This is a genomic window from Microbacterium trichothecenolyticum (genome assembly GCF_000956465.1).
Taxonomy (GTDB): domain Bacteria; phylum Actinomycetota; class Actinomycetes; order Actinomycetales; family Microbacteriaceae; genus Microbacterium; species Microbacterium trichothecenolyticum.
In genome coordinates, this window is the sequence record NZ_JYJA01000031.1 from 149,196 (window position 1) to 164,943 (window position 15,748).

Genomic DNA, 15,748 nt, shown 5'->3' on the forward strand with positions numbered 1-15,748 from the left:
CCGAATCGGGACGAACTCTCGCATCTTCCCGGATTCGCATACCAGAGGTATATATCAGCGGTATGCTTCTTGGGTGACCCACGATCAGGACATCGAGACCCTCATCGTCGCCGCCCACGCGCTGACCCGCGTCGCGGCGCTCGAGACCGCCAACGAGACACCCGCCGCCCAGTGGCGCACCCTCACGATCCTCCGCGACAACGGAGCGCTCCGCATCGGCGAACTCGCCCGCCTCAGTCGGGTGACCCAGCCCGGCATGACGCGTCTGGTCGGCCAGATGGCCGACCACGGACTCGTAGCGAGGACGACGGATGCCGCGGACTCGCGCGCGACGGTCGTGGAGGTCACCCCGCTCGGCCTCGAAGCACTCCAGACCTGGCTGCTGCAGCTCACCGCCGCACTCGCCCCCCACTTCGACGACCTCCAGCCCGAGGAGTGGGACGCGCTGCGGACCACGGCATCCGTCCTCACGCGAAAGCTGGACCGCACCCGCGCCGCGTCCGCCTCCGACACGGCCGAGGCCACCCGATGAGCGCGCACAGCGGCACCACGGGCTCGGTGTGGCGCCAGCCCGCGCAGGTGTGGGCGGTCGCCTTCGCCTGCGTCGTGGCGTTCATGGGGATCGGCCTCGTCGACCCGATCCTCCCCGCCATCGCCGAGTCGCTGCAGGCGAGTCCGGTGCAGACCGAACTCCTCTTCACGAGCTATCTGCTGGTGACAGGGCTCGCCATGCTCATCACGAGCTGGATCTCGAGCCGCATCGGCGCGAAGGCGACGCTGCTCATCGGACTCGCGCTCATCGTCGTGTTCGCGCTGCTGTGCTCGCTGAGCGGCAGCGTCGATGCGATCATCGGCTTCCGCGCCGGCTGGGGCCTCGGCAACGCGCTCTTCATCTCGACCGCCCTCGCCACCATCGTGGGCGCCGCGTCCGGCGGCAGCGGCGCGGCCATCGTGCTCTACGAGGCCGCCCTGGGCCTCGGCATCGCGATCGGTCCGCTCCTCGGCGGCCTGCTCGGCGAGATCAGCTGGCGCGGGCCGTTCTTCGGCGTGGTGGCGCTCATGGCCATCGCGTTCGTCGCCGTCCTCGTCCTGCTGCGCGGGCCGAGTGAGAAGCCTGTACCGGTGCCGCTGTCGGCGCCCTTCCGGGCACTGCGCATCCCGTCGCTGGCCGTTCTCGCGGTCGCCGCACTGTTCTACAACATCGGCTTCTTCGTGCTGCTCGCCTTCTCGCCGTTCCCGCTGGGTTTCGGCGCCATGGGGATCGGCTTCACCTTCTTCGGCTGGGGCGTCGCCCTCGCGGTCACCAGCGTGTGGGTCGCCCCGCTCCTGCTGCGCGTCATGGCCCGCACCACCGTCATGCTCCTGACGCTGCCCCTGCTCGCGATCGATCTGGTCATCGCCGGAATCCTCGTCGAGGACGCCGCGGCCCTGGTGGTCTGCATCATCGTCGGCGGCCTGCTCCTGGGCGTCATGAACACGGTGCTCACGGAGTCCGTGATGGAGGCGACGGATCTCCCCCGTTCCGTCGCGTCCTCGTCGTATTCGGCGGTCCGCTTCCTCGGCGGCGCCGCCGCTCCTCCGCTCGCCGCGCTCCTGTGGCACCTGTACGGCCCGACCGTGCCGTACCTCTTCGCCGCAGCATCCGTCCTCATCGCCACCGGCACGATCCTCTTCGGCCGGCGCGCTCTCGCCCGCATCGACGAACGCGAAGCGGATGCTGCCGATGAGGCCGCAGCCGTGCTGGTGGGCGACGCGGCCTGATTCCCCCGCCGATCGGCTCGCGGCGCCGGTCGTCGATCACTAGCGTCTGGGGTGTGGACCATTCGCACACCGACGTGCTCGTGATCGGCGCCGGCCCCGCGGGCCTCGCGGTCGCCGCGTGCCTCCGCCGCCGCGGGATCGCCGCGACCATCGTCGACTCCGGTGAGGCCGTCGGCGAGACCTGGCTTCGCCGCTACGAGCGCCTGCATCTCCACACGCCCCGCATCCAGTCGGCGCTGCCCGGCCTGCGCATGCCGCGCCGTTTCGGTCGCTGGGTCGCGAAGGACGACGTCGCGCACTACCTGCGTGTCTACGCTCGCCTCCACCACCTCCACCCTCACTTCGGGATCGAAGTGCAGCGGATCGAGCGCGAAGACGGCGTCTGGCGCGCGACCACCTCGAACGGTGACATCACGGCACGCCAGGTGGTGCTCGCGACGGGTTACAGCAACCGCCCGATCGAGCCGCAGTGGCCGGGGCAGGCGACGTTCACGGGCGAGATCCTGCACGCCTCCCGATACCGCCATGCCGCGCCTTTCGCCGGGCGAAGCGTTCTCGTCGTAGGGGCGGGCAACTCCGGCGCCGAGATCGCCGCCGACCTGGCCGAGCAGGGCGTCACCGAGGTGCGGCTGGCCGTCCGCACGCCGCCGAACATCGTCCCCCGTCAGCTGGGCCCCCTCCCGACGACCCTCGTCGCCATTCCGATGGACTTCCTTCCCGCGTGGTGCTCCGACCCGGTGAACCGGCTCCTGCAGCGCCTAGTCGTAGGAGATCTCACCCCCTACGGCATGCCGCTCGCACGCTCCGGGCTCGTCGCGCAGCAGCGCGCGACGGCGGTCACCCCGACGATCGACGTCGGCCTCGTGGCCGCGCTGCGCGCCGGCACGGTGACCGCCGTCCCCGCGCTCGAGCGCTTCGAAGGGAACGACGCGGTCCTGGCGGACGGCTCGCGGCTCACCCCCGACGCCGTGATCGCGGCAACCGGCTACTCGACGGGCCTCCAGGGCGTCGTCGGCCACCTCGGGATCCTCGATATCCACGGACGACCGGCGTCGACCGGCGCCCGCACGCATCCTCGCGCGCCAGCCTTGCGTTTCGTCGGCATCCGGAGCCCGCTGAAGGGCCTCCTCCTGCAGATCAACCTCGATGCGAGGGCGGCCGCTCGAGCGATCTCGCGTGAGCTGCGCAGCCGACGCGTGCAGCGCGCGCGGCGGTGATCCCCGACTCGCCGACGGGATCGCGCCGGACAGCAGAAAGGCCCCGGAGATTCCGGGGCCTTTCTGGTCGGTGCACCCCCTGGGACTCGAACCCAGAACCCACTGATTAAGAGTCAGTTGCTCTGCCGATTGAGCTAGAGGTGCGTTGTTCACTTACGAGGCGAACGAGGATCAACATTAGCATCACGATCGCGTCTCGTGAAATCGAGGCAGGAACGCCCCGGCTATCCTTGATTCCGTGACCTCCCCCTCCCCCGTTTCGACGTTCGACACGCCGTTCGAGGGAGACCTCCGGGCCGATCTCGATCTCGCGCTGCGTCTGGCGGATGCCGCGGACGCGGCATCCATGTCCCGCTTCGATGCGGCCGATCTCGACGTGCACCTGAAGGCCGACGCGAGCCACGTGACCGAGGCGGATCTCGCCACCGAGCGCGCGCTGCGCGACGTGCTCGAGAGCGAGCGCCCGGGCGATGGGGTGTTCGGCGAGGAGTACGGCATCACGGGCGATGCGGCGCGGCAGTGGATCATCGATCCGATCGACGGCACCGCGAACTACCTCAAGGGCATCCCGATGTGGACGACCCTCATCGCCCTCGCGATCGACGGCGTACCGCGCGTAGGAGTGGCGAGCCAGCCGGCGATCGGACGCCGCTGGTGGGCCGCGAGCGGCCTCGGAGCGTGGACGAACACGCCGACGGGCGAGACCAAGCGCCTCGCCGTGTCGACGGTCGACACGATCGCCGACTCGAGCGTGAGTTTCCAGAGCATCGGGCAGTGGCGCGACGCCGGCAAGCTCGACGCCCTGGAGCGCCTGACCTCGTCGGTGTGGCGCGATCGCGGCTACGGCGACGCGTGGCCGTACATGCTGCTGGCCGAAGGTCGTCTCGAATTCGTCGCAGAGTTCGGCGTCAAGGAGTACGACATCGCCGCGCTGGTGCCGATCGTGACCGAGGCCGGGGGAAAGTTCACGTCGTTCGACGGCAACGACTCGCTCTCGGATCTCTCCTCGCTCGCAACCAACCGCGTGCTCCACTCGGCCTATCTCGACCTGCTCCACTCCGCGTGATCCCGCACTCCTGACACCCGACCGCCTCCCATCCCCCACGGAGCCCCTCTGATGCCTTCCACCCGCATCCTCGGCACAGCCGCCGCCCTCGCCCTCTCCGCCGTGCTCCTCTCGGCCTGCGCCGGAACGCCCGAGGCCGCGCCCGAAGACACCGGCAACGCGAAGACGCCGACCGCGGCCGCACCCGAGCCTTCGGCGACGCCCGAACCTGCGCCCGCGTCGACCGAGGACCCGACCTGCACCACGATCATCGGAGCGTCGGTGGTGGCCGACTTCGAGAGCCTCGGGTGGAGCTCGCAGGCGTCGCCGCTGTACATCGGCAGCACCGAGATCGAGGACGGCCTGCAGTGCATGTGGGCGGACTTCGAGGGTCCCGCCGGCGACCACGGGCAGATGTTCGGCTGGGCGCCCGTCTCCGACGCCGACGCCGTCGACCTGCAGGAGGAGCTCCAGTCCCAGGGCTGGCTGCGCGAGGAGGATCCCGCAGGCGTCTACATCACCGAGAGCGCGGACACCGCGATCGCGACGGATGCCGAGGGCTACGGCATGACGTACCTGTTCACGTCCGGCCAGGTGAAGGTCGCCGACACGAAGCAGGGCCTCCTGCTGATCGAGTGGCCCAAGAGCTGACGCGCGGGCTCGGCGCGGCTCACTCGGGCAGTGCATGCTCCGTCCGCGCCCGCGCGGCCTCCTCGAGCACGATCCGGCCGCCGCGCTCGTAGAGCGCCATCGCACGCTCGGGCGTGTCGCCGACCGCCGTCATGCCGATGCGACCCTGTTCGGTGATCGAGCTGATCATGTGGAACACGATCCCCTCCTGCCGCGACCGGTCGAAGTGCAGGTCGTGGCGCGCCACGGCGTCGAAGAGGTCTCCCACCGAGAGCGCGCGCAGGTCGTCGCCCTCGAGGTGGTCCGTCGCGACCAGGTGCTTCGGCACGCCCTCCGGGGTGATGAACGCGCCTTCGTCGCCGTCGTAGCGGCCGTCGGTGAGGAACTGCAGGGTGAGGAACGGATGGGTCGTCCCGCCCTTGCGGAGATTCAGCTCGATCGCCCACGAGCTCCATTCGCCCGCAGCATCCCGCACGACGACGAAGTCCAGCGCGAAGCGCCCGCGCACCCCCATGTCCGCGAGGCGCCGGGCGACTGCCAGCGCCGGCTCGCTGATCAGCCGCGAGTACGCCGGATCGGCGGGGAACACGCAACCGAGGTAGCTCTGCCCGCTCGGACCGCCGAGCAGCTGGTCGTGGGTCGAGAGCAGCTCGATCGTGCGATCGGGCAGTACCCGCAGCTGCACGCTCGGGCTGAGGATCTCCTCGCCCACGATGCGCTCCTCGATGATGCCGTGCCGGGACGCGAGGGCGTCGAGCATGTCGGCAGGGCTCAAGGTCTCGACCTCCGGCTGCATCGCCTCAAGGGCCCGGACGATCGCGGCGCGGCGGGCGTCGCCCGCGAGCTCGCCCGCTCCGGTGAGGTCCACGAGCGCGTTGCCCGACCCCGACACGCCCTCGTCGAGCTTGAAGATCATCTGCCGCACCGTCGGCTTGTCGTCCAGCACCGCCTCGATCGCCCGCACGGCGTCGTCGCGGCTGCGCAGATCCTCGACACCGAGCGGATGCGGCACGCCGACGTCGCGGAACAGCCGCCGGCATCCGGTCTTCGTGCCGAGCGCGGCGAGACGGTGGTCCGCGCCGAACATCGGGATGCCGAGCACCAGCGCGAGATCGCGCTCGCGCTCGGTGGTGTTGTACGGGATCAGGTGACACCGCTCGCGGTCGGGGATGCTGCGGGCGATCCGTGCGAGCACCCGCGGCCGCTCGAGCACCTTCTCGCTGAGTGTGCGGTGCGTGCCGTCGCCCACCGAGACGAGCGTGAGCCGTGCCAGCGCGTGGCTCGGGATGACTCCAGGAAGGAGCGCGAGGTAATACTCGATGATGCGGGGGTCGATGGGCTGCGAGGTGACGTAGGTCATACGCAGCATGGGCTGGCGCAGCAGCAGGAGAAGGAACAGGAACCGTTCCTCGTACGCCTGCACCATGGCCGCCGAGGTCGCGCGGCTGCCGACGGTGAGCGACGGGACGACGACGACCGATTCGTCCTCGAGGTTCTGCTGCATCGACGCCCAGACCCCCGGCATCCGTGCCTGCAAGCGGTCGAAGCGTTCATCACGTTCGGCGTCCGAGAGCGACGAGAGCATCACCGGCGCCGTGTCTGTGAGGGTCATGGTGCGACTCGATTCTCGGGATGACGGATGCCGTCGACGGCGTACGCGCGGACGGCCCGGCTGAAGCCGCGAACGTCGAGCTCCCCCACCGGGCTCGCGGCGATGTGCTCCTCGACGGCGGTGAACGCGCGCTGCGCGACGAGGATCTGCCCGGCTGCGGCGGCTGCGCAGAGGCGGGCGGCGAGGTTGGTGACGCTGCCGATGGCGGCGTAGTCGAACCGGCCCTCGAAGCCGATCCGCCCGAGCGTCGCGTACCCCTGCGCGACACCGATGCCGATGCCGAGATCGATCGCGCGCCGGTGCCACTCGGCGGTGAGATCCCCCACCCTGTCGCGGATCTCGATCGCCATCTCGATCGCGCGGCGCGCCGGGTCCTCGAGCGGCAGCGGGTCGTTGAAGAACACCATGACGCCATCGCCGGTGAAGCGCTCGAGCGTTCCCTCGTAGCGGTCGATGAGCTCGCCGAGCACCACGTGGTACTCCGACAGCACGCCCATGACCTCTTCGGGTTCGCTGGCCTCGGCGAACGCGGTGAAGCCGCGCAGATCGCAGAAGACGACCACGATGTCCCGCCGGTGGCTCGCCAGCACCGCCTCGTCGCCGGCGTCGAGCACGACGTCGACGACCTGCCGCGACAGGAATCGCCGCAGCCGGTTCACCCGCTCGAGCTCCTCGACCTGGCTCGCGACCCTGGCCTCGAGTTCGACGTTCCAGCGGGCGAGTTCGGCGGCCTGACGCTCGATGGTGTCGTGGTACCGCTTCAGTCGTGCGAGCGACGCCACGCGCGCGATGAGCTCTGCCTGATCGAACGGCTTGCTCACGAAATCGTCGGCGCCGGCCTCCAGCGCGTGCCGCTTCCCCTGATCTCCGCTCGCGGTGATCATCACGACGGGGAGGAACCGCCATCGCGGCACCGCGCGGATGCGACGGCACACCTCGTAGCCGTCGATGCCCGGCATCATGATGTCGAGCAGCACGAGGTCGATGTCGTGCCGCTCGAGCTGCGCGAGGGCCTCCTCGCCCGAGGCGGCGGTGACGACGCCGTAGCCTCGCGGGCTCAGCACCGCGTCCAGCAGCCGCAGGTTCTGCTCGAGGTCGTCGACCGCGAGCACGAGGATCGGATCACGGCGCATCGGCGCGGCCCCTGCCGATGAATGCGCCCACCTGCCCGGGCAGTTCGCGGATGCTGATCGGCTTCTCGAGGTACCCGTCGAAACCCGACTCCTTCGCCCGTTCGCGGTCCTCGCGCATGGCGAACGCCGTCACCGCGACGACGGGCACGGCCTGCAGGGCGGGATCCTCCCGCAGTCGCCGCAGCGCCTCGTACCCGTCGAAATCGGGCAGCTGCAGATCCATCAGCACGAGGTCGGGGTCGCATGTCGCCGCGAGCGTGACCCCCTCCGCGCCGGTGACCGCGGGCAGCACCTCGTAGCCCGACGCCGTGAGCACGTCGCGCACGAGCTTGAGGTTGAGGGGATTGTCCTCGACGACGAGGACCCGGCGTCCGGCAGTCACGGCGCCTCCTCCGCGCCCGGGCTCGCCGCGACCGCGCCGGCGAGCGCTCCGACGTCGCGCAGCGCCCCGACGAGCGCGTCCCGGCGGACGGGCTTGACGAGGTACGCCGAGGCGCCCATCGCGAGCCCGCGCGCCCGCTCGTCCACGATCGACACCACGATGACCGGCACCGCGGCGGTGGCGTCATCCGCTCGCACGCGTCTCAGCACCTCCCAGCCATCCGTCCGCGGCAGACGGATGTCGAGCAGCACCGCCGCGGGCACGTGCCGGCGGATCGCCGACAGGCCCTCGTCTCCGTCGCGCGCGATCACGACGTCGACCCCGAGCCCGTCGAGGTAGGCCGAGGTGAGGTCGAGCGACGCGCGGTCATCTTCGACGAGGACGATCATCGGCCGTCCCGCCTCGTCGTCCGCCTCGGGCATCGCGATGGGCACGCGCCGCGGGATCGTGAACCCGAAGGTGCTGCCGACCCCGACCTCGCTCTCGAGCCGCATCGTGCCGCCGAGGATCGCCACGATCCGCCGGCACAGGGTGAGGCCGAGACCCGTGCCCTCTTCGCTCTGCAGTCCCCGCCGACCCTGCTGGAAGGACTCGAAGATCCGCTCTCGGTCCGCCGGCGCGATGCCGATGCCGGTGTCGGCGACCGCCACGGCGATCTCGTGCTCGCTTCCCCGGGCGGTCACCGTGACGCTCCCGCCGTCCGGCGTGAACTTCACGGCGTTGCTGAGCAGGTTCACGAGCACCTGCTTGACTCGCAGTTCGTCGGACTCGACCGTATCGAGGTCGGCCTCGACGTCGACGGACAGTCGGATGCCGTGCCTCGCGGCCCGCTCGCGCACCATCGACGCGCCGTACTCGAGTGCGGAGCGCAGCGAGAACGTCGACGGTTCGAGCTCCATGCGGCCGGCCTCCACCTTCGACAGGTCGAGGATGTCGTTGAGAAGCTGCAGCAGGTGCCGGCCTGAGCCGAGGATGTCGCGCAGGTACTCGTCCTGCCGGTCGTTGAGCTCGCCGAACATGCGCTCGAGGAGGACCTCCGAGAACCCGATGACGGCGTTGAGAGGAGTGCGCAGCTCATGCGACATGCTCGCGAGGAACTCGGACTTGTGGCGGCTCGCGATCTCCAGCTCGGCAGACTTCGTCTCCAGCTCGCGGAACAGCTGCGCGTTCCAGACCGCGAGCGCCGACTGGCTCGCGAAGTTCTCGAGGAAGTCCATCGTGTCGGCCGAGAAATCGCCGGGCGTGCGTCGGCGCACCACGAGCGCGCCGACGATCCGATCACCCCGGAGAACGGGCACTGCGACCATCGACCGCCAGCCATCCTCGTGAAGCAGACGCAGGTGGATGTCGAGTTCGACATCGTCGAGGTCGGCTACGGCGATGGGATGCCGCTCCCTCGCAGCACGGCCGACGAGGGTGGTGTCGAGGTCGACCTTGATGCCGCGCAGCCGCTCGAGGAGTCGGTCGCTCGCGTACGCGCTTCTCACCGTGAACGCGCGCTCGTGCTCGACGTACTCCATGATCGAACCGCCGTCGCAGCCGGCGAAGCGCACCGCGTTCATGATGATCGTGGTCAGCACCTCGTCGAGCACGAGGCTCGAGCTCACCGCCTCGCCGACCTCGCTGAGGGCTTCGAGCTGATCGACCTTCCGCGCGAGCTCGACACTGCGGTCCTCGAGCGCACGCACCAGGTGGACCTGACGCACCACCACAGCCGCCTGCGTGGCGAATGCCTCGAGGGCGGTGCGCGCGTGCGCGTCGAACGGGGCGACCTCGGTGCGCCAGAGCGAGATCACGCCCACGACCTCGTCGTCGAGCAGCATCGGCGCAGAGATCACGGTGCGGTAGTGACCCACCTTCTGCGCGTCCTGCCGCCCATACTCGGCATCGGCGAGGACGTCGTCGATCTGCTGCATCTGCCGATCCGTGGCAACGCGTCCGACGAGACTGGCGCGGTCGAGCCGGAAGGGGTGCGCGGCGATGTACGCGACCACCTCGTCGGGCACGCCGACCCACGACGACAGCACGAACCTGTCCCCGTTGATGAGATACACGTGGGCGGCGTCGGACCGGCAGAGCCTTCGTGCACTGTCCACGATCGTGTCAAGAGCCGAATCGGGATCCGAAGCCGAGCGCCCGAGTGCAAGCAGCACTTCGTTCATCGCTGCGAACTGCTCGGTGGCGTCGGTGTAGCCACGCTGGGGGGTTTCGAGTTCCCCCTCGCCGGCTCCATCCGAACGCTCCACGGGTGGCCTCCTCCCAGTGAGACCTCGCGTTCGCCGCGATGACAGGCCACATTGTCCTCGCGCTCGGGAGCGCTTTCAAGACGAGGGGGTTCAGCCGTGCGGAGCGCCCGGAAGGTTCGCGGCGAACACCTGCTCGGCGTAGCCCGCGAGTTTCTCGGTCACGTCTTCGAGTCGCAGCGCGGCGGCGGTGGCGATGTCGAGCTCGACGACGTTGCGGCGACGCAGGTCGCGGTGCCAGCGGCGCAGGCGCTCGAGGCTCTGCTCCTCCTCCTCGAGCTCGCCGAACGTGAATTTCTCCTTGGCGATCTCGCGGTCGATCTCGTCGGAGAACTTGCCGCAGTCGGCGAGGAACTCCTCCCATTCATCGGCGCGCGCGGCGATGAAGGCGTCGCGCAGCACCGCGATGTCGTCCTCCCCGTGCGAGGAGGCGGTGAGCACCGCCAGCGTTCCCCCGCCGCGCTCGGCGAGCTCGCGCACGGTCGGGAGAGCATCGGTGAAAGCCGGCAGGTCGGGGATGGTCCATACGCCGGATGCCGCGGGGACCGCGCCGACGCGGCGAAGCTCGCGCCAGACGGCGACGCGGTGGCGCGACGGCTCCGCCGGGACCTTCGGAATGACCAGCAGCCAGGACACGGTTGCATCGGGGGTCATCGGAACACGGTAACAGGCGTTACATCCGCCGGCACCACGTAGGCTCGATTCCCATGGCGATCGGCGTGACGATGTACACCTTCGATATCCAGCTGGCCGACGTCGATCGGGGCGTCTACGAGGATCTCTCGGTGCGCGTGGCGCGGCATCCGTCCGAGACCGACGCCTTCATGCTGACCCGAGTCCTCGCGTACGCACTCGAGTACGAGGAGGGCATCGCGTTCAGCGAGGGCATCTCGGCCACCGACGAGCCCGCCGTGCTCGTCCGCGACCTCACCGGTGCGCTGGTGGCGTGGATCGAGGTCGGGGCTCCCGACGCCGCACGCCTGCACACGGGCAGCCTGGCCGGCGCGCGCGTCGCGGTGTACACCCATCGCGACCCCGCGAAGGTGGCGGCGCCCTGGGCGGCGAAGAAGATCCACCGTGCCGGGGAGATCAGCCTCTACAGCTTCGACTCGGGCTTCTTCGATGCGGCGACGGCGGTGCTCGAGCGCCGCAACACGATGACCGTGTCGATCACCGAACGCCGGTTGTACCTCGACCTCAACGGCTCATCGTTCGAGTCGGACGTCCACGAGGTCGCGGCAGGCTGACACGGGGGTCAGGGCAGGAAGTTCTCCCGCGCGAGCGGGGCGACCTCGAGCTCCCGGGCATCGGCGCGCGAGACCCACCGCAGCTCCTCGATCTCGGCGTCGGTCACGGGCACCTGGGCGCCGATGTCGGCGACGAACACGTCCGCCACGACGACGAAGCCCGGTTCGTTCGCCGCTGCCGCTGTGTACAGACCGAGCGACTGCAGCTCATCCGGATCCACCGAGAGGCCCAGTTCCTCGAACAGTTCGCGGCTCAGCGTCTCGGCCGGCGTCTCGCCCGGTTCAGGCTTGCCACCCGGCTGCATGAACGCGGTCGTTCCGGCTTTGCGCACGAGCAGCAGTTCGTCGCGGTCATTGACGATGACCGCGGCCGACACATGGATGCTGCGCGCCGACGTCGATGCCGGGTTCGAGGTGCTCACGAAGGCACGCTAACAGGAACCGCCGCACCGGCCCGGCGTAGAATCACGTGTGCTTCCCGATTCCCCCGAGCCCTCCGACCTGCCGCCGAGCGGCATCGACCCGGAAGATCTGGCGACCACCCTGCGGGTGCTCGCGATCATGCCGGGCGTCGACGAGTCGCACCCCGACTACGTGGCCGTGCGCCGTGCCACCGCCGCGATGTTCAAGGCCGTCAAGAAAGTGCGGCGCCGCGAGATCCGTGAGGCGATCGCCTCCGCCGATCGCGCGGTGGTCGCCGCCACCGCCACCGGGGCGCCGGACCGGATCGACGACGAGACCCGCGGCATCCCGATCAGCTCGTCCACCACGGCGGCCAGTGCAGGCACGCTCCTCAAGCCGCGTGCCTGCTACATCTGCAAACAGCCGTACACGGTGGTCGACGCGTTCTACCACCAGCTCTGCCCCACGTGCGCGGCCATGAGCCACGCGAAGCGCAACGCGCGCACCGACCTCACCGGCAAGCGCGCGCTGCTCACCGGCGGCCGCGCGAAGATCGGCATGTACATCGCGCTGCGCCTCCTGCGCGACGGCGCACACACGACGATCACGACGCGCTTCCCGCGCGATGCCGTGCGCCGCTTCAGCAGCCTTCCCGACTCGCCCGAGTGGATCGACCGCCTGAAGGTGGTCGGCATCGACCTGCGCGATCCTGCCCAGGTGATCGGTCTGGCGGAGGATGTCGCTGCCGCCGGTCCCCTCGACATCCTCATCAACAACGCGACCCAGACCGTGCGCCGCTCGCCGGGTGCGTACCAGCCGCTGGTCGACGCCGAGCTCGCGCCGCTGCCCGATGGCCCGCTGCCGGAGCTCGTCACGTTCGGCCACACGAACGACCGTCACCCGCAGGCGCTCGAGCGCTCCGTGACAGCGCACCCGATCCTCGCCGCGGCAGCCGCCCGCGCCGACGAGCTGACCGAGCAGGCCATGGCCGCGGGTTCCAGTTCCCTCGAACGTCTCGCCGCCGGCACCGCCATCGACGCCGGCGGGCTGATCCCCGACCTCGACCACACCAACTCGTGGGTGCAGAGCGTCGAAGAGGTCGACCCCCTCGAGATGCTCGAAGTGCAGCTCGCGAACACGACAGCGCCGTTCCTGCTCGTGTCGAAGCTGCGCTCGTCGCTCGCGGCGAGTCCGGCACGCCGCACGTACGTGGTCAACGTCAGCGCGATGGAGGGAGTCTTCAATCGCGGGTACAAGGGGCCGGGGCATCCGCACACGAACATGGCCAAGGCGGCCGTGAACATGCTCACGCGCACAAGCGCGCGGGAGCTGTTCGAGACCGACCGCATCCTCATGACCAGCGTCGACACCGGCTGGATCACGGACGAGCGCCCGCACCCGACGAAGGTGCGGCTCGCCGAGGAGGGCTTCCACGCACCGCTCGATCTCGTCGACGGCGCGGCGCGCGTGTACGACCCGATCGTGCGCGGCGAGGCCGGCGAAGACCTGTTCGGGGTCTTCCTCAAGGACTACGCGCCCGGCCAATGGTGAACCTGCCCGAGCCCGGTCACCGGGTGGTCGTGCGCTACATCCTGCCGACGGGTCAGGCGACGGACGCCCTCGGCGAACTGCTGAGCGCGGATGCCGATTCCGTCGTCGTCGACGGCAAGCGCGGCGTCGAACGCATCCCGCACGGCGCGATCATCGCCGCGAAGGAGGTGCCGCCGCCGCCTGCTCCCCGCGCGCCGCGGCATCGGTCGGACGACGAGACCTGAGCCGCGGGGAAGAACTTCGCCCCGTCGGCGGTTCGACGATCCATGAGCACAGTCGCAGAACTCCTCCGTCTGAACCTCCACGGCGTCTTCGGGAACCGGGATGCCGCCCAACGACGCGAGGCTGCCGCTCGCGCCTACTCCCCCGGGGTGGTGCTGACGGACCCCGAAGGAACGGTCGTCGGCCCCGAGGCGGTCCTCTCCAGCGCGGAACGGCTGCTGAAGGACGCGCCCGAGGAGTTCGTGCTCGTCGAGGACGGACCGGCCTACGTCTCGGAGACGACCGGGGTGCTGCCGTGGGCGTTCGGCCCTGCCGGCGCGCCCGCCGTGCGGGGCCTCGATCTCATCACCGTCGACGACGGCGCGATCACGTCGCTGACCGTCCTGCTGGCCGAAGCCTGAATCCGCGTGGGCCGCGCCGCCGCGGCCCACGCGCACACGCTCAGAACCGCAGCAGCACCTTGCCTGCGCGGCCGGGCACGGCGCTCGCGGCCGCTGCCGCGCGCGCCTGCTCGAACGGGAACACCTCGTCGACCGGCAGCGACACCTCACCCGACCCGATGCGCTGCACCAGTTCGGCGAACAGCGCACCGCGGGTGGCGGCATCCATCGTCTGGCTCACCTTGCTGCCCCAGAAGCCCTTGACCGTCGCCTGCTTGAAGATGAGGTCACCCGCCGACAGCTGCAGCGTGCTCGAGCCCATCGATCCGAACGACACCAGGGTGCCGCCCTCGCCGAGCAGCGAGAGCAGGTCGCCGGCAGCTTCGCCGCCGACCGAGTCCACCGCCGCGCGCGGAGCGTTCTCGCCGAGGATCTGCGCTGCCCGCTCCCGCCAGTCATCCGACGCGGTGGACACAACATCGCGGATGCCGAGCCCGGCCAGTTCGTCGACCCCCGCGTCGCGGCGCACCAGACCGAGAACGTGCACCCCACGCGCCGCGGCGAACTGGGCGACGAGCTTGCCGACGGCGCCGTTGGCCGTGTTCTGCACGATCCAGTCGCCCGGTTCCACGTCCAGGAAGTCGAGCAGGCTCAGCGCGCTGAACGGCATCGAGATCAGCTGCGCGGCCGTCTCGTCGCTGACGGCGTCGGGGACGGGTACCAGCCCGGCCGCCTTGGCGACGAAGTACTCGCTCCACACGCCGAATGTGCCGCCGGTGGCGACCCGCTGCCCGACCCTCAGGGAATCGACCCCCTCGCCGAGCGCGTCCACGACACCGACGGCCTCGGTCCCGGAAGCGGCGGGCAGCTCGGGCTTGTAGCCGTATGTGCCGCGGATCGTCCAGAGGTCGTGGTTGTGGATCGGCGAGAGGACCGTCCGCACCCGCACCTGCCCAGGACCCGGCTCCGGCAGAGGTCGCTCCGCGACCTGCAGAACCTCGGTCGGGTCGCCGAAAGCGGAATGGATGAGTGCGCGCACGGTGGTGCTCCTTGGTAGATCTCGGGCCGCGGGTGCGCGGCCCCGAAGGTACAGCGGTGCGCCGCCCGCCTGCATTCCCCGGGTCGTTGCTGGGCGACGCGGGTGTCGCCCTTCCGCCGAGTCGGCGATGGGGTTGAGCGAGCGGGGTGGTCTAGGCGGACCTGGCCCGTCTGAGCTCGCGCAGCAGGAGCCGGTTGGGCCCTCGCCACTGCCCGCGCGGGTCGATCCAGGCCGGTGGTCGCACGTGCGGCATGCCGTCGATCATGCGGATCTCCCATCCGCTGGTCTCGATGCCGTGGTGATGGTGCCAGCACAGCAGCACCCCGTTGTCGACCGAGGTGGGACCGCCCTTGGCCCAGTCGACGACATGATGCACCTCGCACCACGCCGCCGGGACGGTGCAGCCGGGGATGATGCAGCCGCCGTCACGAACGCCGATCGCCTTGCGCTGCCAATGGTTGAACACCCGGTCCTCGACGACCAGCGCTTTGATGGCGCCGGTGCCGGTGAGGGTGAGCCGGTGAATGGTGCCGTGGCAGCCGACATGCCTCGCGAACGAGGCCGGTACCGGTACCGGACCACCGGCGGACTCCACGAACGCCACGCCGTCGGGGTCGGCCAGGTCCTCGACGGTGGTGGTGACGATCAGCGTCGGCGCGGCCCCGCCCAGCGTCGGCGTCGCGGCCGCACCCGCCGCGACCGACAGGATCGACGCGAACGCGTCGTGCCGCTTCTGGTCCGCGGTCCGCGGATCCCCCACCCGCTCCGCCGCCTCGCCGGTCGCGGCTTCAGCCTCGCAATCGACGAAGCGGGGCCCGCTGTCCTGCACCCGCGGATTCAGGTGCGCGTCCATCAGCCGATCGAACTGCGCCGCGACGTCGTCG

General features: G+C 70.2%; 17 protein-coding genes and 1 tRNA gene. 9 read left to right on the forward strand and 9 right to left on the reverse strand.

The window, feature by feature from the left end; all coding sequences use genetic code 11:
- Nucleotides 1–73 precede the first annotated feature (73 nt).
- From RS82_RS07585 to RS82_RS07595, 3 genes are read left to right on the forward strand one after another with little or no spacing between them, the layout of a single operon-like run.
- Complete coding sequence (locus RS82_RS07585; RefSeq protein ID WP_045297979.1) at nt 74–532, forward strand: MarR family winged helix-turn-helix transcriptional regulator; 459 nt, start codon at nt 74–76, stop codon at nt 530–532.
- Complete coding sequence (locus tag RS82_RS07590) at nt 529–1,761, forward strand: MFS transporter (protein ID WP_045297980.1); 1,233 nt, start codon at nt 529–531, stop codon at nt 1,759–1,761. Before RS82_RS07585 ends, RS82_RS07590 begins: the two co-directional genes overlap by 4 nt.
- Nucleotides 1,762–1,814: 53 nt before the next feature.
- Nucleotides 1,815–2,978, forward strand: coding sequence for a flavin-containing monooxygenase (locus RS82_RS07595; protein ID WP_157005460.1), 1,164 nt, complete (start codon nt 1,815–1,817; stop codon nt 2,976–2,978).
- 71 nt (nt 2,979–3,049) lie between these two features.
- On the opposite strand, the gene RS82_RS07600 is transcribed toward RS82_RS07595, so the two are convergent.
- Nucleotides 3,050–3,122, reverse strand: a tRNA-Lys gene (locus RS82_RS07600).
- Between the two features lie 94 nt (nt 3,123–3,216).
- Between RS82_RS07600 and RS82_RS07605 the strand changes: the two genes are divergently transcribed.
- Complete coding sequence (locus RS82_RS07605) at nt 3,217–4,044, forward strand: inositol monophosphatase family protein (protein ID WP_045297982.1); 828 nt, start codon at nt 3,217–3,219, stop codon at nt 4,042–4,044.
- A gap of 51 nt (nt 4,045–4,095) precedes the next feature.
- The gene (locus RS82_RS07610; protein ID WP_045297983.1) at nt 4,096–4,674 is read left to right on the forward strand and encodes a hypothetical protein; all 579 of its coding nucleotides are present in this window, start codon (nt 4,096–4,098) and stop codon (nt 4,672–4,674) included.
- Nucleotides 4,675–4,693: 19 nt separating this feature from the next.
- Here RS82_RS07610 and RS82_RS07615 read toward each other — a convergent pair whose 3' ends face one another.
- The 5 genes from RS82_RS07615 to RS82_RS07635 form a co-directional block, all read right to left on the reverse strand.
- Nucleotides 4,694–6,265 (reverse strand): peptide ligase PGM1-related protein, encoded by a 1,572-nt coding sequence (locus RS82_RS07615; protein ID WP_052676741.1) that lies wholly within the window; start codon nt 6,263–6,265, stop codon nt 4,694–4,696.
- Nucleotides 6,262–7,398 carry a response regulator gene (locus RS82_RS07620; protein ID WP_045297984.1) on the reverse strand — a complete coding sequence of 379 codons (1,137 nt, stop codon included), beginning with the start codon at nt 7,396–7,398 and terminating at the stop codon, nt 6,262–6,264. The genes RS82_RS07615 and RS82_RS07620 overlap by 4 nt, the downstream gene beginning before the upstream one ends.
- Complete coding sequence (locus RS82_RS07625; protein WP_045297985.1) at nt 7,388–7,780, reverse strand: response regulator; 393 nt, start codon at nt 7,778–7,780, stop codon at nt 7,388–7,390. Before RS82_RS07625 ends, RS82_RS07620 begins: the two co-directional genes overlap by 11 nt.
- Entirely contained in the window at nt 7,777–10,026 is a 2,250-nt protein-coding gene (locus tag RS82_RS07630) for a hybrid sensor histidine kinase/response regulator (RefSeq protein ID WP_045297986.1), read from the reverse strand. The genes RS82_RS07625 and RS82_RS07630 overlap by 4 nt, the downstream gene beginning before the upstream one ends.
- 90 nt (nt 10,027–10,116) lie before the next feature.
- Nucleotides 10,117–10,677, reverse strand: coding sequence for a Chromate resistance protein ChrB (locus RS82_RS07635; RefSeq protein ID WP_211255886.1), 561 nt, complete (start codon nt 10,675–10,677; stop codon nt 10,117–10,119).
- 53 nt (nt 10,678–10,730) lie between these two features.
- Here RS82_RS07635 and RS82_RS07640 point away from each other — a divergent pair, with 53 nt between their 5' ends.
- On the forward strand, nt 10,731–11,270 hold the full coding sequence (locus RS82_RS07640; protein ID WP_045297987.1) for a YaeQ family protein: 540 nt from the start codon (nt 10,731–10,733) through the stop codon (nt 11,268–11,270).
- A gap of 8 nt (nt 11,271–11,278) precedes the next feature.
- Here the strand turns inward: RS82_RS07640 and RS82_RS07645 are convergent, their stop codons facing one another.
- Entirely contained in the window at nt 11,279–11,692 is a 414-nt protein-coding gene (locus RS82_RS07645; protein WP_045297988.1) for an NUDIX hydrolase, read from the reverse strand.
- A 49-nt stretch (nt 11,693–11,741) separates the two neighbouring features.
- Between RS82_RS07645 and RS82_RS07650 the strand changes: the two genes are divergently transcribed.
- Genes RS82_RS07650 through RS82_RS07660 form a run of 3 tightly spaced genes read left to right on the forward strand, consistent with a single transcriptional unit; the run spans nt 11,742 to nt 13,846 of the window.
- Nucleotides 11,742–13,223, forward strand: a complete 1,482-nt coding sequence (locus tag RS82_RS07650; RefSeq protein ID WP_045297989.1) for an SDR family oxidoreductase — start codon at nt 11,742–11,744, stop codon at nt 13,221–13,223.
- Nucleotides 13,217–13,447 carry a putative acetyltransferase gene (locus RS82_RS07655; RefSeq protein ID WP_045297990.1) on the forward strand — a complete coding sequence of 77 codons (231 nt, stop codon included), beginning with the start codon at nt 13,217–13,219 and terminating at the stop codon, nt 13,445–13,447. The genes RS82_RS07650 and RS82_RS07655 overlap by 7 nt, the downstream gene beginning before the upstream one ends.
- A 42-nt stretch (nt 13,448–13,489) precedes the next feature.
- On the forward strand, nt 13,490–13,846 hold the full coding sequence (locus RS82_RS07660) for a nuclear transport factor 2 family protein (RefSeq protein ID WP_045297991.1): 357 nt from the start codon (nt 13,490–13,492) through the stop codon (nt 13,844–13,846).
- Between the two features lie 40 nt (nt 13,847–13,886).
- On the opposite strand, the gene RS82_RS07665 is transcribed toward RS82_RS07660, so the two are convergent.
- Both RS82_RS07665 and RS82_RS07670 read right to left on the reverse strand, forming a co-directional pair.
- A complete protein-coding gene (locus tag RS82_RS07665; protein WP_045297992.1) occupies nt 13,887–14,864 on the reverse strand; it encodes a zinc-binding dehydrogenase in 978 nt (325 codons plus the stop codon).
- A gap of 151 nt (nt 14,865–15,015) precedes the next feature.
- The coding region (locus RS82_RS07670) for an HNH endonuclease signature motif containing protein (RefSeq protein WP_045297993.1) at nt 15,016–15,748 on the reverse strand (733 nt) is incomplete at its 5' end.

Bases quoted from the DNA above. Each gene is read 5' to 3' on its own strand.
- RS82_RS07590 (WP_045297980.1), top strand. From the start codon at position 529: ATGAGCGCGCACAGCGGCACCACGGGCTCGGTGTGGCGCCAGCCCGCG.
- RS82_RS07655 (WP_045297990.1), top strand. From the start codon at position 13,217: ATGGTGAACCTGCCCGAGCCCGGTCACCGGGTGGTCGTGCGCTACATC.
- RS82_RS07640 (WP_045297987.1), top strand. From the start codon at position 10,731: ATGGCGATCGGCGTGACGATGTACACCTTCGATATCCAGCTGGCCGAC.
- RS82_RS07660 (WP_045297991.1), top strand. From the start codon at position 13,490: ATGAGCACAGTCGCAGAACTCCTCCGTCTGAACCTCCACGGCGTCTTC.
- RS82_RS07620 (WP_045297984.1), bottom strand. From the start codon at position 7,398: ATGCGCCGTGATCCGATCCTCGTGCTCGCGGTCGACGACCTCGAGCAG.
- RS82_RS07615 (WP_052676741.1), bottom strand. From the start codon at position 6,265: ATGACCCTCACAGACACGGCGCCGGTGATGCTCTCGTCGCTCTCGGAC.
- RS82_RS07635 (WP_211255886.1), bottom strand. From the start codon at position 10,677: ATGACCCCCGATGCAACCGTGTCCTGGCTGCTGGTCATTCCGAAGGTC.
- RS82_RS07610 (WP_045297983.1), top strand. From the start codon at position 4,096: ATGCCTTCCACCCGCATCCTCGGCACAGCCGCCGCCCTCGCCCTCTCC.